The organism is uncultured Rikenella sp. (assembly GCF_910579375.1).
Taxonomy (GTDB): domain Bacteria; phylum Bacteroidota; class Bacteroidia; order Bacteroidales; family Rikenellaceae; genus Rikenella.
Window position 1 is genome coordinate 1 of the sequence record NZ_CAJTUJ010000020.1, and the last position, 19693, is coordinate 19693.

The 19693-nt window shown below is 57.5% G+C and carries 21 protein-coding genes; 12 read left to right on the top strand and 9 right to left on the bottom strand.

Features of this window, described 5'->3' with window-relative positions:
- On the top strand, window positions 1-212 hold a 212-nt coding region (locus QZ302_RS03430; protein WP_294592510.1), incomplete at its 5' end, for a hypothetical protein.
- 111 nt (window positions 213-323) lie between these two features.
- On the opposite strand, the gene QZ302_RS03435 is transcribed toward QZ302_RS03430, so the two are convergent.
- A complete protein-coding gene (locus QZ302_RS03435) occupies window positions 324-1460 on the bottom strand; it encodes an ABC transporter permease (RefSeq protein WP_294592513.1) in 1137 nt (378 codons plus the stop codon).
- A 132-nt stretch (window positions 1461-1592) separates the two neighbouring features.
- On the opposite strand from QZ302_RS03435, the gene QZ302_RS03440 reads away from it, so the two are divergent.
- The 6 genes from QZ302_RS03440 to QZ302_RS03465 all read left to right on the top strand — a co-directional run bounded on the left by QZ302_RS03440 (window position 1593) and on the right by QZ302_RS03465 (window position 8901).
- Window positions 1593-1751 carry a hypothetical protein gene (locus QZ302_RS03440; RefSeq protein ID WP_294592515.1) on the top strand — a complete coding sequence of 53 codons (159 nt, stop codon included), beginning with the start codon at window positions 1593-1595 and terminating at the stop codon, window positions 1749-1751.
- A gap of 918 nt (window positions 1752-2669) precedes the next feature.
- On the top strand, window positions 2670-4658 hold the full coding sequence (locus QZ302_RS03445; protein ID WP_294592517.1) for a sulfatase-like hydrolase/transferase: 1989 nt from the start codon (window positions 2670-2672) through the stop codon (window positions 4656-4658).
- Window positions 4659-4741: 83 nt separating this feature from the next.
- Window positions 4742-4873 carry a hypothetical protein gene (locus QZ302_RS03450; protein WP_294592519.1) on the top strand — a complete coding sequence of 44 codons (132 nt, stop codon included), beginning with the start codon at window positions 4742-4744 and terminating at the stop codon, window positions 4871-4873.
- Window positions 4874-5237: 364 nt separating this feature from the next.
- On the top strand, window positions 5238-6836 hold the full coding sequence (locus QZ302_RS03455; protein WP_294592521.1) for an aspartate:alanine exchanger family transporter: 1599 nt from the start codon (window positions 5238-5240) through the stop codon (window positions 6834-6836).
- A 23-nt stretch (window positions 6837-6859) separates the two neighbouring features.
- Window positions 6860-8194 carry an adenosylmethionine--8-amino-7-oxononanoate transaminase gene (gene bioA / locus QZ302_RS03460; protein WP_294592524.1) on the top strand — a complete coding sequence of 445 codons (1335 nt, stop codon included), beginning with the start codon at window positions 6860-6862 and terminating at the stop codon, window positions 8192-8194.
- A 20-nt stretch (window positions 8195-8214) separates the two neighbouring features.
- Window positions 8215-8901, top strand: a complete 687-nt coding sequence (locus tag QZ302_RS03465; protein ID WP_294592526.1) for a response regulator transcription factor — start codon at window positions 8215-8217, stop codon at window positions 8899-8901.
- 25 nt (window positions 8902-8926) lie between these two features.
- Here QZ302_RS03465 and QZ302_RS03470 read toward each other — a convergent pair whose 3' ends face one another.
- Entirely contained in the window at window positions 8927-9433 is a 507-nt protein-coding gene (locus tag QZ302_RS03470) for a 3'-5' exonuclease (protein ID WP_294592528.1), read from the bottom strand.
- A gap of 140 nt (window positions 9434-9573) precedes the next feature.
- On the opposite strand from QZ302_RS03470, the gene rnhA reads away from it, so the two are divergent.
- Together rnhA and QZ302_RS03480 are read left to right on the top strand one after the other, a co-directional pair.
- The gene (gene rnhA / locus QZ302_RS03475) at window positions 9574-10071 is read left to right on the top strand and encodes a ribonuclease HI (RefSeq protein WP_294592530.1); all 498 of its coding nucleotides are present in this window, start codon (window positions 9574-9576) and stop codon (window positions 10069-10071) included.
- Between the two features lie 25 nt (window positions 10072-10096).
- A complete protein-coding gene (locus QZ302_RS03480) occupies window positions 10097-11266 on the top strand; it encodes an ATP-binding protein (protein WP_294592532.1) in 1170 nt (389 codons plus the stop codon).
- A gap of 686 nt (window positions 11267-11952) precedes the next feature.
- On the opposite strand, the gene QZ302_RS03485 is transcribed toward QZ302_RS03480, so the two are convergent.
- Complete coding sequence (locus QZ302_RS03485) at window positions 11953-12099, bottom strand: hypothetical protein (protein ID WP_294592535.1); 147 nt, start codon at window positions 12097-12099, stop codon at window positions 11953-11955.
- Between the two features lie 110 nt (window positions 12100-12209).
- Between QZ302_RS03485 and QZ302_RS03490 the strand changes: the two genes are divergently transcribed.
- Genes QZ302_RS03490 through QZ302_RS03500 form a run of 3 tightly spaced genes read left to right on the top strand, consistent with a single transcriptional unit; the run spans window position 12210 to window position 14477 of the window.
- On the top strand, window positions 12210-13763 hold the full coding sequence (locus QZ302_RS03490) for a response regulator (RefSeq protein ID WP_294592537.1): 1554 nt from the start codon (window positions 12210-12212) through the stop codon (window positions 13761-13763).
- 34 nt (window positions 13764-13797) lie between these two features.
- The gene (tsaE, locus tag QZ302_RS03495; RefSeq protein ID WP_294592540.1) at window positions 13798-14265 is read left to right on the top strand and encodes a tRNA (adenosine(37)-N6)-threonylcarbamoyltransferase complex ATPase subunit type 1 TsaE; all 468 of its coding nucleotides are present in this window, start codon (window positions 13798-13800) and stop codon (window positions 14263-14265) included.
- Window positions 14262-14477: a hypothetical protein gene (locus QZ302_RS03500; RefSeq protein ID WP_294592542.1), complete on the top strand. Its 216-nt coding sequence runs from the start codon at window positions 14262-14264 to the stop codon at window positions 14475-14477. The genes tsaE and QZ302_RS03500 overlap by 4 nt, the downstream gene beginning before the upstream one ends.
- 119 nt (window positions 14478-14596) lie before the next feature.
- Here the strand turns inward: QZ302_RS03500 and QZ302_RS03505 are convergent, their stop codons facing one another.
- From QZ302_RS03505 to QZ302_RS03530, 6 genes are all read right to left on the bottom strand, one after another.
- Window positions 14597-15538, bottom strand: coding sequence for an O-antigen ligase family protein (locus QZ302_RS03505; RefSeq protein WP_294592544.1), 942 nt, complete (start codon window positions 15536-15538; stop codon window positions 14597-14599).
- On the bottom strand, window positions 15492-16238 hold the full coding sequence (locus tag QZ302_RS03510) for a hypothetical protein (protein ID WP_294592546.1): 747 nt from the start codon (window positions 16236-16238) through the stop codon (window positions 15492-15494). Before QZ302_RS03510 ends, QZ302_RS03505 begins: the two co-directional genes overlap by 47 nt.
- A 93-nt stretch (window positions 16239-16331) precedes the next feature.
- On the bottom strand, window positions 16332-16814 hold the full coding sequence (locus QZ302_RS03515; protein ID WP_294592548.1) for a hypothetical protein: 483 nt from the start codon (window positions 16812-16814) through the stop codon (window positions 16332-16334).
- A gap of 100 nt (window positions 16815-16914) precedes the next feature.
- Window positions 16915-17460 carry a hypothetical protein gene (locus QZ302_RS03520; RefSeq protein ID WP_294592550.1) on the bottom strand — a complete coding sequence of 182 codons (546 nt, stop codon included), beginning with the start codon at window positions 17458-17460 and terminating at the stop codon, window positions 16915-16917.
- A gap of 94 nt (window positions 17461-17554) precedes the next feature.
- Complete coding sequence (locus QZ302_RS03525) at window positions 17555-18040, bottom strand: hypothetical protein (RefSeq protein WP_294592553.1); 486 nt, start codon at window positions 18038-18040, stop codon at window positions 17555-17557.
- 32 nt (window positions 18041-18072) lie between these two features.
- Window positions 18073-19527: a hypothetical protein gene (locus QZ302_RS03530; RefSeq protein WP_294592555.1), complete on the bottom strand. Its 1455-nt coding sequence runs from the start codon at window positions 19525-19527 to the stop codon at window positions 18073-18075.
- Window positions 19528-19693: the final 166 nt, after the last annotated feature.

Genomic DNA, 19693 nt, shown 5'->3' on the forward strand with positions numbered 1-19693 from the left:
CGGGCCAAATTTTTCGCGCGCTGGGGAAATCTTGTCAAAACGTGCCAGCACATTTTGACGATTTCCCTCCTAAGGCGGCGGCGCGCGATCTGGTCATTGCCCCGGCTAGAACTGTTCTTTTTAACTTCGCTCCGCTCGTTTTCCTCATCGCCGCTCGGCAATTTGCAAACTGCGTTTGCATTGCACTCGCCGGCAGCGTCGGTTGTGAATAGAAAGAACCAAAGAAACTTTAGACGAATGCTGACGCATCCTAAAACTGTCGACGGCCCTAATCTCTGTTCGCGCACCAGCCGCAACTGATCCAAAGCCGGCCACCAAGCATTTCACCGGCTGAACTTCCGGAAGGTGGTTACAGCCGCAACGCACATCACCCCGGCGAATATCCCCAACATCACCCAATGATTCTTCAGAGCCGCCGCCGGACTCCCTTTCACCAGAACCATCTTAATCGCCGAAATAATATGCGCCACCGGATTCAACTGATCCGCCCGCTGCGCCCACTCCGGCATACTTTCCACCGGCGTGAACAAACCGCTCATCAGGATAAGCACCGTCATCAGGAAAAAACTCAGAAAAATCGACTGCACCTGCGTTTGCGACACGTTCGACACCACAAACCCCAAGAAGAGCAACCCGACCAAATAGAGCGCGATAATACCATACAAAACCCCGAAATTCCCCGCCACCGAGATGCCGTAAACCAACCGAGCCAGCACCAATCCGATGGTAAACTGCACCAACCCGATAATAAAAAACGGCACCGTTTTGGCCAGCGCATACTGCGTCCGGCTCATCGGCGTGACATTGAGTTGTTCAATCGTGCCGCGCTCCTTCTCCTTCACTGCATTGAGCGCCATCATCGACATGCCGACGACCGTCACCAACAAAGCCAGAATCCCCGGCACGATCACCGTTTTATAATCGAACTTCGAATTATACCACTCCTGCACCGAGACTCCGATTTGCGCAGCTCCCGCCTCACCTCGCCCTTCGGAGCGTTCCGGAATCAACCGTTCCGCTGCCAGCCGACGTTCGAAATCGCTGACGATCGTATTGACATATCCCGCCGCCACCCCTGCGCTCAACCCATTGATCGCCGAGATATGCACCGCCAATTCCGCACCGCGTCCCAACACGATATTCCGTTCGAAATCGGTCGGAATCTCGACGATCATATCCACCTCGCCGCGTTCGATCATCCGCACCGCTTCGGCCCATGCCGCCGCCGATGCCGACAGGGTGAAATAACCGCCGGCCTGCAAGTCGGCCAGCATCAACCGGCTGAACTGCGTATTGTCGCGATCGATCGCGGCCATTCGGAAGTCCCGGATCTCGTTGTCTGCCGCCAACGGCAAAACCAACAGCTGTACCACGGGCAACAACAGAACTGACCGACAGATAAATTTATCGCGGAATATCTGCAAAAACTCTTTTTTCAGCAGGATCAGAAACTTATACATCGGTCTGTCCGGATTTGAATTCGCCCATCGGCTTCCGTACAAAAATAGCATACTTTTCTGAAACGCGCGCTCCTGCCGGGTTCCGAAAGGTCGACCGCCCCGGGCCTCCGCGACGCAGGCACGAACAATAGGATGGGTAATTTGGTGGGGGTCGGAAACATCGGTTTCAGTTCTGCATCGTCCACCGACGATTTTTGTTCCCAACATTTGATTTTTCATGTAACGCATCTGAATCCTCGCAGCGAAGACGGCCGTGGCCACGGTCTTCAGTTGCGTTGCCTCTCGGAATAAACGAGGTGCCGCTCGACACTCGAAAGGTGGCCGCCTCTACCCTATTTTGTATGACTTTGACGGCCGAAGCCTGCGGGGCCTAAAACGAGTATCGCAAGTTGCGGGACTCCGCGGTCAGAGGCTTCGGTCCGCGCGACTCTTTGAGTCGCAAAAAGCACGGCAACAGTTCAACCCAACCCCCAGCCCCATACTCCGCCCAGCGCGGCTCGAAAACCGCAGCCGGTTTTCGAGTCCGAAGAACAGCACGACCCAAAGCAAAGCCCAGTTCTCCGTCCAGTGTCCGCCTCACTGCGGCTCCGCTGGCGCTCCGCCGCGTTTTCGCGCGCATGGGCGATTCATTCTGTTTCGGCTCACCGCCGAAACAGTTGAATCGCCTCTTTAGGCAGGGCGCGCGGTTTAAGCACTGCCCCGGCTGGTACTGTTCTTTTTCTGAAGAGCCGAGCGGCGTTACTTGAGCAGAGACCGCTTGCGGGCTATGCCGAGTTAGCGCGAGGAAGCCTTCGGGCAAAAAGAACAAAAAACTTTAGACGGATGCTGACGCATCCTAAAGCTGCCGGCGACCCTAACCAATGCGGCAGCCTCGCCCTCCCTTTCCCCATGCCGAACGGCACGTTTCCCCCAAACCCCGAAAAAAAAGTATCTTTGTCAAACCAAACGACAAACACAGACTGAAGTCGTAACGCCCCACAGCGTTACCCCCAACACCAGACACCACATACCATCGAAAAAATAGCAGCCTCAGGTTCCGCACTTGAAAACTAAGAGACTTCAACGGCCGCGGGAACAGAGAGCCACTCGCCTGTATTGTATCCATACACACAATACGGCATGAGGGCTTCTGTCCGCGGCCGGGTTTCTCTTAGTCCCTCAAGTGCAGGCAGTCGTCCCTCATGCTTTTCTTCCAAAAAAGCACGACCCATGATAAACGAACGACTCCGCCCCTGGCTGCACAACACCCTCACCGTACTCCTCTGGCGGCTGGGGATCGTCTACCTCCTGCTTTTCATGCTGCGGGCGATCTTCTACCTCTTCAACACCGACACCCTCGGCCCGCTTACCTGGGGCGAAATCCCCGCCCTGCTGCGAGGCGGACTGCTCTTCGACACCGCCTGCCTCTGCTACGTCTACTGCCTTTTCGTCTTCCTGTCCCTGCTGCCCATACCGGGACGGAGCGGGAAAGGCTACCAGCGGATGCTCTTCGGGCTGTGGATCGGCGTCGGATCGATCGTCGTCCTGCTCAACCTGGCCGACACCGTCTACTTCCACTACGCCAAGAAACGGTTCACCGTCGACGAGTTCCACTTCACCGGCAACGACAACACCGGCCATATCCTCTGGAAAGCCCTCGGCGAAAACTGGTACCTGCTCCTGATCGGCATCGCGCTGGTATGGGGGATGATCCGGCTCTACCGCCTCGTGCGGCCCGCACCGAGGCGGCTGAGACCCATGTGGCTCTTCGTCGTCGTCAACACCGTGCTGGCGCTCGGCTCAGTGGTGCTGCTCGTCGGCGGCATGCGCGGCGGGCTGGGACACGGCATCCGACCCATCGCCATGAGCCACGCCGCCCAGTTCGCCCGCTCTCCGGCCAAAGCCTCGGCCGTGCTCACCAACCCGTTCTGCATCCTCCGCACCATCACCAACCGGAAGCTCTCCTACGTCAAATACTTCGCCGACCCGGCCGAACTGGCCGCCCGCTTCTCGCCCTACCACTATCCGGCGGCCGACAGCCTGCGCCACGACCGGTTCGGCAGCCAGCGCGGAAAAAACATCGTCATCTTCATCCTCGAGAGCTTCAGTTACGAGCACTCCGCCTACCTGAACCCGCACCTGTACCGCGAAGGCGAGAGCTACACCCCGTTCCTCGACTCGCTGATGCAGGAGGGTTACCTCTTCCGCCGCGCCCACGCCAACGGACGCAAATCGATCGACGCTCTGCCGTCGATCCTGAGCTCCATTCCCTCGTTCAAAACCCCGTTCGTCATCACCCCTTACTCGTTGGGCGAGACCCACGGACTGGCCCGTCACTTGGGCGATGAGGGCTACTCGACCTGGTTTTTCAACGGTTCGGAGTACAAATCGATGGGATTCGTGGCCTATGCCATGCTGTCGGGAGTGCGCAACACCCGCACCCGCGAGAACTACGAAGCCACGGTCGGGACGGAAGACGACGACGGCTATTGGGGAATCTGGGACGGCCCGTTCCTGCGCTACATGGCGCGCGAGTTGGACAGCGTGCCGAAACCTTTCTTTGCCACGGTCTTCACCCTCTCGTCCCACCATCCGTTCGTCGTTCCGGCGGGATACGAGAAAGTGCTGCCGAAGGGACACACCAAGGCTCAGCAGCCGGTGGCCTATACCGACCGCTCGCTGCGCGGCTTCTTCAAATATGCCCGCCGGCAGCCGTGGTTCGACAACACGATCTTCGTCTTCACGGCCGACCACATATCGAGCGAGGTTTACGACCCGCTCACGAAGACGCCGACCGGCGACTCGCACATCATCTTCTTCCTCTACACACCGGACGGCTCGCTGCGGGGCGACGACCGCCACATCGCGCAGCAGATCGACCTGATGCCGACGCTGCTGGGGCTGACGGGGTACGACAAACCGTTCTTCGCCTACGGACAGGACATGTTCGAGATTCGGGCCGATTCGGCCCGGACGGCCCGCGATGCGTTTGCGATCAACCACGTCGACGGAACCTTTCAATGGATCACGGACTCGGCGGCGATGTTTTTCGATGAGCACGAGGTGATTCACCTGTTCGACCTGCTGAACGATCCGTCGGAGGAGCGCGACCTGATCCGGGAGGGCGTCCGTCCGGATTCGGCTCAGCTGGATCGGCTGAAGGGTTTCCTACAGACCTACTACGAGCATCTGGAACGGAGCGACTTCGTCGTTCGCTGACAGCCAGAGAGCCCGGAGTGCTACCCGCCCCGGGCTTCCGCTTGTTTGATCTGCTTCCAGGTGGTTTGTGGGCCATAGGCAATATGGGATGCGTTTGGGCTTCTTCGACCACGGGAGGCAATAGTAATTACTTAAGTTACAGCATGAACCATGCTAATGGTCGAGACGCGAACTGCCGCGCCTACGGTTTTCAGTTGCGTTGCCTCTCGGAATAAACGGGGGCGAGCCCACGGTGGGCAAGGGACTGGAACAACCCTGAGTAATTGACCACCCAACCCTGCATTTAAGTTGCATCCCTGCGGTTCGAAGAACCGCCCGGGCCGGAGCCACCCCAGGCGTAGGCCTGCAACGTCGCGGGGCTCGTTTCCGGCCACGCTGGCTCCGACCCGCACCCGATTCAACCAAAATCTTCGCCCCGAGCTTGGTTCGCGCGCCTGTCCTACAGGAGGGTACTGCCATCAGGCCGGGCAGGCCCCGCGTGCCCGCGGCGGGCAATGGACAGCCATAATCAAAACCTACTCCTCCAACCCGGGCCATCCCGCTAAAATCCCTATCTTTGTCGCAAAATACCCATTCCGCATGGCCCATTCGTTACTCAGCTCTCCTATTTTCGTCCTCTTCGTCATCATCGCCCTCGGCTTCATCGTCGGGCGCATCGACATCAAAGGGATCACCCTGGACGTCTCGGCCGTTATCTTCGTCGCCCTGCTCTTCGGCCACTTCGGCGTCGTCGTGCCTGCCGAACTCGGAAACTTCGGGATGACCCTCTTCATCTTCGCCATCGGGATACAGGCCGGCCCCGGATTCTTCAGCACCTTCAAGAGCAAAGGAAAGAGCCTCGCCGGACTCGCCGCACTGCTTATTCTGACCGCCACCCTCACCACCCTCGCCGTGACATACATCTGCGGGCTGAACGCCGCCGACACCGCAGGGCTGCTGGCCGGCGCGCTGACCAGCACCCCGGGGCTCGCCACCGCCCGGGAGATGGCCGGCGACAACGCCGCCATCTCCTACGGGATCGCCTATCCGTTCGGCGTGATCGGCGTGATTCTCTTCGTCAAACTCCTGCCGCGGATCCTGAAAATCGACGTCCGACAAGAGGAACGCGCCCTCGAAGCCGACCGCCGCGAACTCAACCCCGACATCGTGGCCCGGGCTTACCGCGTGACCAATCCGCTGATCGTCGGACGGCGGTTGCAGGACATCCAGCTGCGGCTGCACACCGGCGCCGTGATCTCGCGCATCGTGCGCGGCGAAGAGTCCATCCTGCCCCACGCAGCGACCGTTCTTCAGGAAGGCGACCTGATCAAAGTGGTCGGGACACCGGTGTCGCACGACAAAACCGCGGAATTCGTCGGCGAACGGATCGAAGGCGAACTCCCGTTCGGCAAGAACGTCGAATTGCAGACCGGACTGGTCACCGCCCGGTCGATCGTCAACCGCACCCTCGGGAGCCTCAATCTGCAACAGAACTTCGGCTGCATCGTGACCCGCATCCGGCGCGCCGGCATCGACCTCTCGCCCGAGCCGTCGCTCGCCTTGAAATTCGGCGACAAACTCACCCTCGTGGGACGGAAAGACAGCATGGAAGAGGTCTTGAGCTTCATCGGCAACGAAGGGAAACGCGTCTCGGACACCGACTTCCTGCCGATCGCCCTCGGGATTGCATTAGGAGTGATCGTCGGCAAGATCTCCCTCTCGTTTTCAACCAGCTTCACCTTCTCGTTCGGCCTGACCGGCGGCGTACTGCTCACCGCGCTCGTACTCAGCGCCATCGGGAAGACCGGGCCGGTGCTGTGGACGATGTCCGGCCCGGCCAACCAACTTTTGCGGCAATTGGGACTGCTCCTGTTCCTCGCCAACGTCGGCACCTCGGCCGGCGTCGGACTCGTCGACACGTTCCGGACGAGCGGATGGTCGCTCTTCATCGGCGGCTTTTTCATCACCCTGCTGCCCATGATCGTGACCGTGACCGTAGCCCGCTACTTCTTCCGAATCAATATCTTAGACCTGCTGGGGACACTGACCGGCGGGATGACCAGCACCCCGGGGCTGGCGGCGGCCGACTCCATGTCCGACAGCAGCGCGGTCAGCGTGGCTTACGCCACGGTCTATCCGGTGGCCATGGTGCTGCTCATCATCTGCATCCAGATCGTCTCGATGATCGTCGGCGGATAGTCCCTTTTTCAGAAATCCCCGCTATGATGAACCCTCATCCGTCCGACACGCACGACCCGATCCGGTGGGATCGGGAACACCTGTGGCACCCCTACACCTCGGCCATCGCGCCGTTGCCCGTCTACGGCGTGCAGCGCTGCAGCGGCGTGCGGATCGAGCTGGAAGACGGGCGGCAGCTCATCGACGGCATGTCGTCGTGGTGGTGCGCCGTGCACGGCTACAACCACCCGCGGCTGAACGCCGCCGTCGAGCGGCAGCTGGCGGAGATGTCCCACGTGATGTTCGGCGGCCTGACCCACCGACCGGCGGTGGAACTGGGACAGAAGCTCTTGGCGATGGTTCCGGGCTCGAAGCTAAGCGACGGCGACCCGCAAAAACCGGAATTCGTCTTTTTCGCCGACTCCGGATCGGTGGCTGTCGAGGTGGCGATGAAGATGGCCCTGCAATGGCAACAGGCGCAGGGATACCTTCAGAAACGAGAGTTCATCACCATCCGCGGAGGCTATCACGGCGACACGTGGCACGCGATGAGCGTCTGCGACCCGGAGGGCGGGATGCACGCCTTGTGGCAGGGGCGGCTGGCCGTACAGCACTTCGTTCCGCGGCCTCCTGTTGCCTTTCACGATGCGTGGGATCCGGAGGCGTTGCAACCGGTGCGCGAGGCATTCGAACAGCTGGGCGACCGGCTCGCGGGTTTTATCCTGGAGCCGGTGGTGCAGGGGGCCGGCGGCATGTGGTTCTACCATCCGGAATACCTGCGCGGCGTGGCGCAATTGTGTCGGGAGTACGGCGTATTGCTGGTGGCGGACGAGATCGCCACCGGCTTCGGACGCACCGGACGCCTGTTCGCCTGCGAGTGGGCGGGAGTCGTGCCGGACATTCTCTGCGTCGGGAAGGCGCTCACCGGGGGATACATGACGATGGCGGCCGTCGTGGCGACGGCGCGGGTAGCGCGGGGAATCGACGGGCCGTTCATGCACGGGCCGACCTTTATGGGGAACCCGCTGGCCTGTGCCGTGGCCAACGAATCGCTGGCGATGCTCGCGGAGATGAACCTGCCGGAGCGCATCGGACGGATCGAGGCGATATTGACAGAGGAGCTGGCGCCGCTGCGGGAGCTGATACCGGCCGGGGCGGTGCGGGACGTGCGGACACTGGGGGCGATCGGCGTGGTCGAGATGGCCCGGCCGGTCGAGATGGCCCGCATCCAGGCCGCTTTCGTGGAAGAGGGAATCTGGATCCGGCCTTTCGGAAGGTTGATCTATACGATGCCTCCTTATGTGATCGGCGAGGAGGATTTGCGTGCATTGTGCCGGGCACTGACACGGGTGGTGCGGGCCGAAGCCGAGTGCCGATAGACAGAGAAACGATTCGCGTGATGAAAGAAGCCAGACACACCATCCTGCAAGTAGACGACCACGCCCTGTTCCGCAACGGGCTGAAACTGCTGCTCAACTCCCACCCGCGGTTCCGCGTGGTGGGCGAGGCCGCCACCGGACGCGAGATGCTCGGGTGGCTGGAGCAGGCGGAACGGCTGCCGGACGTCGTGCTGCTCGACATCGCCATGCCCGACATGAACGGCATCGAGGCGGCGGCCGAAGCGCTGGGCCGATGGCCCGGGCTGCGGATCATCACCCTCTCGATGTACGGCGAGGAGGACTACTACTTCAAGATGGTCTCGCAGGGCGTCAAGGGATTTCTGCTCAAGAATTCGGACATCACGGAGGTCTACGCCGCCATCGAGGCGGTGCTGGAGGGCGGGTCGTACTTTTCTCAGGAGCTGCTGTTCAACCTGGTGAGCAACCTGCGCTCCTCGTCGGACAGCGAGGCCGAAGAGCTGCCCGAGGCGGAGGAGACGACCGACGAAGCCGCCCTCTCGGCTCGGGAGAAGGAGATTCTGCTGCTGATCTGCAAAGGGATGACCAACTACGAGATCGCCGACACGCTCTTCATCTCGAAACGGACGGTGGACAAGCACCGGGCCAACATCCTCGAAAAAACCAACTGCAAAAACACGGCGAATCTGGTCGTCTACGCCATCAAGAACGGGCTGGTCGAAATTTGACGGTTTTCTCTTCCCCGACCCGCTTTTATAAAATCCGCATCGCGATCCGGGCGCACCCCTCGGCATCGGCCAGCGCCTGGTGGTGATCTTCAAACGGAATCCCCAGCCACGCACAAACCGTCGGCAAACGGTGATTCCCGATCTCCGCCTTCGGGAACAGCCTCCGCGCAGCCCGCAATGTGCAGTAGAACCGGTATTCCGCCGGATAATCCATCTCATAAGCCTCATAAGCCGCCCGCAACGCCCGCTCGTCGAAAGCGGCGTTGTGAGCCACCAGCGGCAGCCCGTCGACCAGCGGCGCGACCTCCGTATTCCAGACCTCCGGAAAGAGCGGCGCATCGTCCGTGTCCTCCGCGCAAATGCCGTGTATCTGCTCGGTGAAGAAGCGATAATAGTAGTTCGGCGTGGGCCGGATCAGCCGGTGCAGCCGTTCGACGATCTCGCCGCCGCGCACGACGACCAATCCGACCGAGCAGATGCTCGACGGGCGGCCGTTGGCGGTCTCGAAGTCTATGGCGGCGAAATCTTTCATCCGGTCATCGTTCCGGTTTCTCTCCCGGCACATTTCTCTCCCGACAAAGATAGTGAAGAGTCCCGGCTCCCCGTACAAAAATCCTCCGGCAACCGGGGTGTGCCGCTGCGTCCGAAAAAATTTTATCTTTGCGAATACAGATGAACAACCGTGTGACGATATATACCGACGGCTCCTCGCTCGGCAATCCGGGCCCCGGAGGATACGGCGTCGTACTGCTGTCCGGCCCCCACCGGCGCGAAATCTCGGCCGGTTACCGGCTCACCACCAACAACCGCATGGAGCTCCTGGCCGTAATCACCGGCCTCGAAGCCCTGAAACGAGACGGACTCGACGTGACTGTCTATTCCGACTCCAAGTACGTGGTGGACGCGGTTCAGAAAGGGTGGATTTACAGCTGGATGCGCAAAGGGTTCGCCGGAAAGAAAAATCCCGACCTGTGGCGCCGCTTCCTGCGCGTTTTCGGACGGCACAACGTCCGGTTCATCTGGATCAAAGGCCACGCCGACAACATCGAAAACGAGCGGTGCGACCTGCTCGCCACCACCGCGGCCCGCGGCGAGACGCTGCTCGAAGACGTCGGCTACACGACCGAAGCCTCGGTGCCGGCTCTCGGCGAGACGACCTTTTCCGCATAACCCTCCTCATATCCCCTCCGCCCCCATGCGCAGATTCACCATCGGATATCGCGGCAAACTGCTCTTCATCGTGCTCGGATGCGCGATCGGCGTCGCCTCGCTCGTCTATTCGAACTACCTCGTGGGGCAGCTGCGCGACAAAGAGCGGCACGAAATCCACCTCTGGTCGTTCGCCGTGGGCGAGAGCGTCAAAGCCGCCTCCAACGGCGCGAGGGCTCAAGCGGCGATTCTGAACCGCATCATCAATTTTTCGGAAGACATACCGGTCATCGTCTGCGACGACCACCTGCGGGTACTCCGCTACCGGCTGATCGACCCGGCCGTGATGGCCGACCCCGATCGATTGGCCGACAAACTCGAGAGCATGCGTTCCGGCGGCCGCGACCCGATCGAGATACCGACGGCACAGGGCACCATCATACGCGTCTTCTACGACGAATCGCCGCTCCTGAAGGCCCTGCAATACTTTCCGTGGGTGCAGCTCAGCATTTTCGCGGTTTTCATCGGCTTCGCTTTCATCGCTTTCCGTTCGTCGAAACTCAGCGAGCAGAACCGGGTCTGGATCGGGATGGCCAAGGAGACGGCTCACCAGCTGGGCACACCGACCAGTTCGCTGCTCGGCTGGCTGGAGTACCTCCGGAGCCAGGAGAACGTGGAACCGTTCGTCGTGGACGAGATGAACAAAGACCTGACGCGGCTGCTCAAAGTGGTGGATCGTTTTTCTAAGATCGGCGCAACGACGAATCTCGCACCGCGCAACATTTACGAGTTGGTTGCGGCGGCGGTGACTTATTTTCAGACCCGGATTCCGAAAAACGTGACGCTCAACTTCGCTCCGTGCACCGCTGAGCCGATTCAGGGGATGGCGAACGACGCGCTTTTCGGCTGGGTGGTCGAGAATCTGTTGAAAAACGCGCTCGACGCGCTTCAGGGCAGGGGCTCGATCACGGTACAGTTATCGGTGCGGGACGACCGGTGGATCTGCATCGACATCCGTGATACGGGGAAAGGGATGCCGAAAGCGAATTTCAAACGTATCTTCCGACCGGGTTTCACGACCAAGACGCGCGGCTGGGGTCTGGGTCTCTCGCTGAGCAAGCGGATTATTGAGGAGTACCATCATGGCCGCATTTTTGTAGTAGATTCGGAGCCGGATAAAGGCACGACGATGCGGATCATGATCCGGAAACTATGACCGGTCATTATCCCTTCGGTGAATCGCTCAGGCGCGCACCATGAATCGGGCTGTCATTATTAAGGCGCGGACAGAGATTTGTGCCCTCGGCAGCTGGAGGATGCGTTAGCATCCGTCGAAAGTCTTTTTGGTTCTTTTTCTTCAGAAAAAGAACAGTTCCAGCTGGGGCAGTGCTTAGATCGCGCGCCCCGCCTAAAGGAGCGATTCAACTATTTCGGCGGTAGCCGAATATAGATGAATCGCGCAAGGCGCGCGGAAACGCGGCGGAGCGACAGCGGAGCCGCAGTGAGGCCGACACGGGCGGAGAACTGGGACTCCGCTTGGGGCTGAGCTTTTGCGGCTCATAGAGCCGCGCGGGCCGAAGCCTCCGGTCGCGGAGGCCCGCAAGCTTCGTCCGCTTGAACTGAGAGCGAGTAGCGCGATTCCGAGAGGAATCGCCGTCCTCGGCGAGGGCGACGCATTAGCGGCGCGAGGGGGGCGCGCCGAGGACGAACTTCGCAGAATGGGGTGGTGAATGGGGGAAAGTGCTTTTGAGGGTCGGAGCCAGCGTGGGCCGAACGAGCTCCGCGAAGTGGCGGTCCTACGCCGCGGGTGGCTCCGGCCCGCGCGGTTCTGCGAACCTCAGGGATGCACTTAAAATGCAAATCGGGTAACTCCACCTTGCCCACCGCAGGCGCGCGACCCGTTTATTCCGAGAGGCAACGTAACTGAAAACCATGACCGTGAAAGCCCACATGGCTGGGATTAAAGTGCTGCGCATCGAAATACAAGAACACGCCGTTAGTCCCGCTGACCGCCGACGACCAACTGTACCCGTCCAGACCGACACTCATCAGAGTGCCCAATCGTCCGTAGTAGCCCGCATCGCGGAAGCCCGGGGCGGCGCAACCGAATATTTCACCCGCCCGACCGAATAGAACAAAACCCTGCAAAAAAGAAAGACATGACCAACGTACGGATTCTGTGGGTAGACGATGAGATCGAACTCCTGAAACCCCACCTCCTGTTTTTGCAGAACAAAGGATACGAAGTCGAAACCAGCAACAACGGCTACGACGCCGTCGAGATGGTGCAGCAGAAACCCTTCGACCTCATCATCCTCGACGAAATGATGCCCGGGATGACCGGACTCGAAACCCTCCCCCGGATCAAGGAACACGCCCCCACGACCCCCGTCGTGATGGTCACCAAGTCCGAAGAAGAGAACATCATGGACAAAGCCGTCGGCTCGAAAATCGCCGACTACCTCATCAAGCCCGTCAATCCGAACCAAGTGCTCCTGTCGATCAAGAAAAACGTCCACCAGCAGCAACTCGTTTCCGAAAAAAGCACCGCCGACTACCGTTCCGACTTCGGCAAAATTTCCGTCGCCCTGTCCGGCGCCCGCACCTTCGGCGAATGGACCGACATCTACCGCCGCCTCGTCCAGTGGGACATCGAACTCTCGGAATCCAACGACAGCAGCGTCCGCGAAATCCTCTCCTACCAGTTCAAAGAGGCCAACGACCTCTACGCCCGCTTCGTGCGCGACAACTATCTCGGCTGGTTCGACGACAACGACCCCGAACGGCCCGTGCTGTCGCACACCCTCCTGCGCCAGAAACTCTTCCCCGTGGTCGACAAATCGAAAAAGACCACCTTCCTGCTGATCGACAACTTCCGGTACGACCAGTGGCTGATGATCCGCCCCCTGCTGCACAACTATTTCGACATCGCCGGCGAAGAGTTCTACTGCGCCATCCTGCCCACAGCGACGCAATATGCCCGGAACGCCCTGTTCGCAGGGCTGACCCCGCTCGCCATCTCGAAACTGATGCCCGACCTCTGGCTCAACGACAACCAGGAGGGAGGTAAAAACCGCTACGAAGAGGAGTTCCTCCGGCGGCAACTTCAGCAGCTCGGCAAACCATACCGGATGAGTTTCGACAAACTCGTCCGGCCGGAACAGGGGAAAAAACTGCTCGAAAACATCGACCGGCTCTCGACTGCAGACCTCTCGGTAGTCGTCTACAACTTCCTCGACATCCTCTCCCACGCCCGCACCGAAAGCGAAATCATCCGCGAACTGGCCGAAGAGGAGGTAGCTTTCCGGTCGCTCACCCGGTCGTGGTTCGAGCACTCCGACCTGTGGGAAATCATGAAACAACTCTCCGAGCGCGGGCACACCATCGTCATCACCTCTGACCACGGGACTATTCGTGTGGATAATCCGGTAAAGGTGATCGGCGACCGCGAAACCTCGCCGAACCTGCGTTACAAGAGCGGCCGGAACCTCAATTACGACGCCAAACAGGTCTTCGCCATTACGCGGCCCGAGGAGGCCCACCTGCCCAAATCGAACCTCACGTCGACCTATATTTTCGCCTACGACCACGACTTTCTGGTCTACCCGAACAACTTCAACCAGCACGTGCGGTACTACAAAAACACCTTCCAGCACGGCGGGATTTCGATGGAAGAGATGCTGGTGCCCTACATCGTTCTGAACCCGAAATAATCGTTTTTCATCCCGAAAATCGTATCTTGCGCCCATGAAACGCAATCCCACCACACAGACGATTACGATCAAAGGTTTGTCGGACTTGCCGGAAGCAGCGGAAGCCGTACTGGCCGAAGCGGCCGCGCGGGGAGCGACGATCATCGCCTTTTACGGCGCGATGGGAGCCGGCAAGACGACGCTGATCAAGGAGATTTGCCGCCAGCGGGGAGTGGACGTTCAGGAGGTGACGAGTCCGTCGTTCGCGATCGTAAACTCGTACCACGCGACTCCTCCGGCGGGTGAGGAAGCGGCGAAAGAGGAGACGGTCTATCATTTCGATTTCTACCGGATTCGGTCGGTGGAAGAGGCCTACGATTTCGGCTACGAGGAGTATTTTTTCAGCGGCGACCTCTGTCTGGTAGAGTGGCCGGAAAAAATCGAGGAGTTATTGCCTGAAGAGGCGATGCGGATCCGTTTGACGGCGATGGACGAAGAGACGCGCGAGCTGGTGTTCGAGTGATTCGCAGAAACCCCGCCCCGGGCTTCCGCGGATATGATGTGAATTATGAAGGCATAGCAAGATATGTCGGCTTCAACGGCTATAGCTGGTCGTCTGCGCCAAGGACAGATGACATTACAGTGCAGTATTTGGCGTTCAGCGCACAATATCTCTACCCCAGCAACACAAACGGCCGTACTTACGGTTTTCAGTTGCGTTGCCTCTCGGAATAAACGCCGCGGGCCCGCGGTGGGCAAAGGGCCGTGTCTACCCTAAATAACCGGGCAGCCTCTACCCCAAGCCCACCGGATCTACCCTACACGACCGGCAGCCTCAAAATCGCCTGCTTCTCTTACTCCTCCCGTTGTTCTTCGAGCCATTCGACCGCTGAGCGACGTATACGAATCGTCGCCGTATTGCCGATCTTCACAGGCATAGTCACGATTTTTCGGGCCATCATCATTGCCGAGTCCACTTGCCCCATCCGCAGACAGGCCCGGAAAAGACCGTCGTATGGACGTAAGCGGCCCGGAATCATACGAACCGCCTGACGATAATAATGTTCGGCACGTTCGACACTGTCGGCAGCCAACCACCGATCGCCCAAGTCCGTATAGAATGCCGCGATCGGCAATCGCCGAGCCTGTCGATCGAGCCACGGCAAGTCGGACGGCGAAAAGTCGCGCATCCGGGCCGAAACCTCTTGCAAACAGACATAACGACTTCTGTCCGTTCTGCCGACTCGATCGATCGCAGACAAGGCAATCCCTCCGCCAATCGCCACCGATAATGCGACCGGCAACGCCACCCGCAAAGCGACCCGCCTCCCCGATACGGCCGGACGGTTCGCACACCGGGCCAATATCGCCCCCAATAGCAGTCCGAATGCCGGAAAAGTCAGCGGATAAGAAAACAGGCTGAATACCCCCAAGCCCACCAGCAAGACCCTCCCCTGCCTTTGCGATTCGGTAGCACGGCCACACAGCGCCGCTCCGAAAAGCAACAATGCCAACACCCCTCCGACCACTCCCTGCTCACAGACGATGCCGATCCATTCGTTGAACGGCACACTCACCTGGTCGGCCACCGCAACGAAACGCGACTCGGGATTCCGGGCAAAATAGTCCGCCTGCGCAAACATGTAACGTTCCGGGAAAGTGCCGACTCCATGACCGATACCCGGTTTTTGCGAAATCACATCCGCCGACACACGCCAAATCAGAAGCCGTCCATCCGCCGACTCTTTTTTATAGCGGTACAGAGCAAAGAACCCCAGCACAAAAATGGCCGTCAATGCCCCGAGAACCGTTTTTTTTGTATCGGAATCTCCGAGTGAACAGCATAGAAAAAAGAGCCACCGCAAAACCGACCCACGCCGCCCGGGAATCCGTCAGAAACAGAACGATGCCGATCGGCAGTCCGCCGATCCCGAAAAGTAACGTTCGTATCTTCCGCCCCTCACGCCCGAACTGCTCCACCAGCACCATCGCCGCAAGCATCGCGACACACAGCCATCCGCCGAGCGGGCCCGGATTGGGAAACGACCCGGTCAGCCCGTAATACGAGTGTCTCGAAGCAACCAGCCCGGCACACTGAGCGAATGCAATCCCGCTTTGGACAACTCCGGAGACGAATATCGCCGGCAGCAATCCTGCCGTTCCCGCCACCCGGCAAAAGCCATAAGCCGCAAGGCCTGCCAGACCGATCAACACCGGATAGGGATCAGTCTCGCCGGGCCCTACGAACGCCACATGCAAAATAAACCATCCGCCACAAAGCCCGACTCCCCCGTCGACCCCACTCCACCGCCAGCGCGCCCCGGTACAAGCCGCGGTCAGCACAGCCGTCGCGAGGAGCCCCAGCGCAACACCGGTCAGCAGAATCCGCTCCGACGTAACAGCCCCGCTCGCACCGGTGTCGAGCAGCGGCCAACAGACGAGCAGCACACCGAACAAGATTTGCCATACGGCAGAGATGTGTGAACCGTGAATCATAAGAATATCCGAAGATACAAAAATCCCCGGCACAGTTCGCACAAGAGATGGATCCGGGTTTCACTGCGAACCGTGCCGGGGAAATACTTAAAACTATTTCAACTCAAACGTAGAAATATCTTTGACAATGTAGTCTTTCAACTTCTCATACAGTTGAGTACCTAACTGAGAATTTTCCTCTTCTTGCAATTGCCAAAATTCTCTGGTTTTATGCAGAAAAGGCGGAGTAAAAGAAATCCCGACTCCATAATACAGTTCATGCCGCATCCCTTTTAAATTAACCTCTTCTTCAGTATTGAAATATATATCAATACTATTAACCAAATTTTTTTCCTCCTCTTTAGTCGGCCAAATACCGGTATCGCCAAAAAGAAGTCGACCGACCGGCAATTGCGATTTCCACTCATCCATCACCTTAGAAAATGGTTGTCCGATAAACTCTGCTTTGCGATCATCGAACGTTTTCCGCAGATAGAGCACCGTATCGTCACCGCATTCGGCCAAGGTTACTTTTTGCTGAGCCTGGACTGCTGTTATCATAAACATCGATAACAACAGCAAAATCAATCGTTTCATAATCCGAAAATACAAAAATCCCCGGCACAGTTCGCACAAGAGATGGATCCGGGTTTCACTGCGAACCGTGCCGGAGAAAAGGTGAATGAAACGACTTAAACTATGGGCGAGGTTTCATAAAGCGTTTAATATCTACTTTTTGAACCGATCCTTGGATAAAAGTCAGATGACCGATTTTTTGTTCAATCTCCGGCGTCCAACAGTGAACCTGCTGAACCCCCAAGCTTAAAAAGTAGTTGTATAATTCCGACTCATAATCTTTACTTAACAGTTCATCAAAAGTGAGTCCGATCCCATCGATGACCTTCCCCTCGTCGGCAAAACGCTGCAATTCCTCATGGGTATAAGGGAAACAAAAAAATGCAACAATTCCAAGCCCCTGATTCAAAGAAACATAATGAGGAACAAATGTCCGTATCGGCATTTTTGGATCCAAAGCTTTAAGGAATCTGGAAAGCGGCTGTTCATAAAAAAGATCGTCCGCGCCTCCGTCGAAGTTCTGCGTCAGATACGCTACCGTATCTCCGGCGTACTTACAGAACGGATATAACGGATGCGAAATCACGACTTTTCCTTGTCCCATCGCCCTCCCGACACAAAAAACAAAAAACGAAAAAACAAAAATCAAAAAGCGGTTACGTTTCATAACTCGAAGATACAAAAATCCCCGGCACGATTCGCACAAGAGATGGATCCGGATTTCACTGCGAACCGTGCCGGGGAAAGTGCTTACTTTTTTATCACTGTCTTAACTCAAACATATAAATGTCTTTGACGATGTAGTTTTTTAATTGTTCGTAAAGTTTAGATCCTAAAGCAGTACCCTCCGAATCTCGTAACCGTCTCAAACTATCTGCTTTTTGGAAATATGGAGAAGCAAATACTACGGAAATTCCATAACAAGGCTCATGACGCAGGCCTTTTAGATCAAACTCATCTTCCGTATCTAAATATAGACTTACCCCTCTTACTAACAATTTCTCTTCTTCTTTTGTCGGCCAAATACCTGTATCCTTAAAGGTCAATTGATTAACCGTCATTTGCGATGTCCATTCATCCATTACTTTAGAAAACGGTTGGCCGATAAAGCAGGACTTATTCTCATCGAACACCTTTTTTAAGTAAGATACTGTATCACCTTGACATTGTCCCAATGTCACTTTAGACTGAGCATGGATCGCGGTTACAAAGAAAACCGACATCAACAATACTATTAGATTCTTCATCTCGTTTCAATTTAAAGTTATGGATATTTATCCTATCTGCATCGAGTCGGATAAAACTGTCCTTTAGAATTCGTAGTTACTCCCAAAGCCTCGAATGTTTTTGTATTTGGATTTATCCGCAACAGCATAATCCCGGCATCTGCCTGGCTCAACACATAAGCCATCGTTGCACAATATTGATCCTTGCTGGTCATCGAACTCATACGTTCAATTCCCTTTTCCCACAATCCTCCAGCTGGAGTATTATCAGCAAACATCGATGTTCTTTGGTCGATCGGATTGGCTGCCGAAAACGCCTTGGCCTTGTCCGGATCGGTGACCTGCAAACAATACACATCGGTTCCCACAATGACATAATTGGCCTGAACACCTTCATTTCCCTTGGCCAACTGATCTCCAAGATCCCAAACATCCAGCGGAGACGGAGGGGTTAAATGGTTATCTGGATGACTATGAACAATAGCAGTAGTCCAGCGGTTGTTTTCAACCCCGACAAAATCATCCGGTCCATTAGCAGAGTTAATATTCCCAAAATAAGTCAAATTGGACTGAAAATCGGTTTTCATCACCATGGAATGCTCTACGCTGGAATTCCCTCGTACTTTGTTCATAAAATCATCAAAAGTCGGAGAGCCATACATGGACGACGGGAGCTGCTGCATGATACTAAACATATTACTTGCCGCTGCTTTGACCGTCGATTTATCGCCGCTGCAATCGTTGTCGAAATTCGTCGGTTTCCCTCGCTGCGTGGAAGTATTCGAATAGCCGCCTCCTCCCGAAGGGACGTTAGGTGTAATATAGGTGATATCCGAAGGATTCGGATTTCCGGTCGGCAGACCGGTGGGTCTGGGTGTCAGGGTAATCGTGATGCGCCAGGGATTGTTTGTGTGCGTCCTTTGGGCTGTTACAGTTACCTCTTCCGATTCCAGCGGGTCTTGTTCCGTACCTAAACCGAACATTCTCGGCGTCCCGGCCTGGAACGAGACCCCCTCCATCACTTCGTCCATCACCGTCATCACGCTGTCCGCATTCTCGGGCGTGACCTGCGGGAAATAGTCGTGTCGCACGGCCTGTCCCCGACGGTAGTCGGTGACCGCCACCGGCACCCCCTCCAGCGTCTGATAGACCACGAACCCCGAAAACTCGCCTTTCGAGCCCGCGTAGCGGAACTCCCGCGCCACGTCCTTGTGCCGGGCGTAATACTCCGGCGTCGGGACGATCGAGGCGATGTAGCAGAACGCCCGATAGTCCGCAGTGTCCCGCCACTTCTTCACCACCAACTTCTGGGTAATGTCCACCATCTGTCGGAGGGTATCTCCCGTTTCCGTCTTCCGATGGAACACCGCCGTGAAGATGAAGTGCGGGTCGATCGGCACATCGGCACCGTCCATCTCGCGATTGGCACCGATCCGAGCCTTGTTCCACAGCGGCGTGAAATCGCCCGGCAACATCCCCACCGGACGGTCTCCCGACGCCCGGGTCATTGTCGGCAGGCCCAGACCAGGACACCCGCAACCATCACCGACATTCCGTACAAAAGTAGTTTGTGCTTCATACTGCGATAAATTTAGCCAATAGATCCACCCCTTCGCATAGTTGACTCAAAACACGAAATAAATATAATAATAAAAAGCACACGAAAAAGCATCC

Excerpts from the sequence above, each read along its gene's own strand:
- QZ302_RS03485 (WP_294592535.1), bottom strand. The coding sequence starts at position 12,099 with ATGAGTGTCGGTCTGGACGGGTACAGTTGGTCGTCGGCGGTCAGCGGG.
- QZ302_RS03525 (WP_294592553.1), bottom strand. The coding sequence starts at position 18,040 with ATGAAGAATCTAATAGTATTGTTGATGTCGGTTTTCTTTGTAACCGCG.
- QZ302_RS03530 (WP_294592555.1), bottom strand. The coding sequence starts at position 19,527 with ATGACCCGGGCGTCGGGAGACCGTCCGGTGGGGATGTTGCCGGGCGAT.
- tsaE (WP_294592540.1), top strand. The coding sequence starts at position 13,798 with ATGAAACGCAATCCCACCACACAGACGATTACGATCAAAGGTTTGTCG.
- QZ302_RS03470 (WP_294592528.1), bottom strand. The coding sequence starts at position 9,433 with ATGAAAGATTTCGCCGCCATAGACTTCGAGACCGCCAACGGCCGCCCG.
- bioA (WP_294592524.1), top strand. The coding sequence starts at position 6,860 with ATGATGAACCCTCATCCGTCCGACACGCACGACCCGATCCGGTGGGAT.
- QZ302_RS03515 (WP_294592548.1), bottom strand. The coding sequence starts at position 16,814 with ATGAAACGATTGATTTTGCTGTTGTTATCGATGTTTATGATAACAGCA.
- QZ302_RS03480 (WP_294592532.1), top strand. The coding sequence starts at position 10,097 with ATGCGCAGATTCACCATCGGATATCGCGGCAAACTGCTCTTCATCGTG.
- QZ302_RS03520 (WP_294592550.1), bottom strand. The coding sequence starts at position 17,460 with ATGAAACGTAACCGCTTTTTGATTTTTGTTTTTTCGTTTTTTGTTTTT.
- QZ302_RS03455 (WP_294592521.1), top strand. The coding sequence starts at position 5,238 with ATGGCCCATTCGTTACTCAGCTCTCCTATTTTCGTCCTCTTCGTCATC.
- QZ302_RS03445 (WP_294592517.1), top strand. The coding sequence starts at position 2,670 with ATGATAAACGAACGACTCCGCCCCTGGCTGCACAACACCCTCACCGTA.
- QZ302_RS03435 (WP_294592513.1), bottom strand. The coding sequence starts at position 1,460 with ATGTATAAGTTTCTGATCCTGCTGAAAAAAGAGTTTTTGCAGATATTC.
- QZ302_RS03490 (WP_294592537.1), top strand. The coding sequence starts at position 12,210 with ATGACCAACGTACGGATTCTGTGGGTAGACGATGAGATCGAACTCCTG.
- QZ302_RS03450 (WP_294592519.1), top strand. The coding sequence starts at position 4,742 with ATGGGATGCGTTTGGGCTTCTTCGACCACGGGAGGCAATAGTAATTAC.
- QZ302_RS03440 (WP_294592515.1), top strand. The coding sequence starts at position 1,593 with ATGGGTAATTTGGTGGGGGTCGGAAACATCGGTTTCAGTTCTGCATCG.
- rnhA (WP_294592530.1), top strand. The coding sequence starts at position 9,574 with ATGAACAACCGTGTGACGATATATACCGACGGCTCCTCGCTCGGCAAT.
- QZ302_RS03465 (WP_294592526.1), top strand. The coding sequence starts at position 8,215 with ATGAAAGAAGCCAGACACACCATCCTGCAAGTAGACGACCACGCCCTG.
- QZ302_RS03510 (WP_294592546.1), bottom strand. The coding sequence starts at position 16,238 with ATGATTCACGGTTCACACATCTCTGCCGTATGGCAAATCTTGTTCGGT.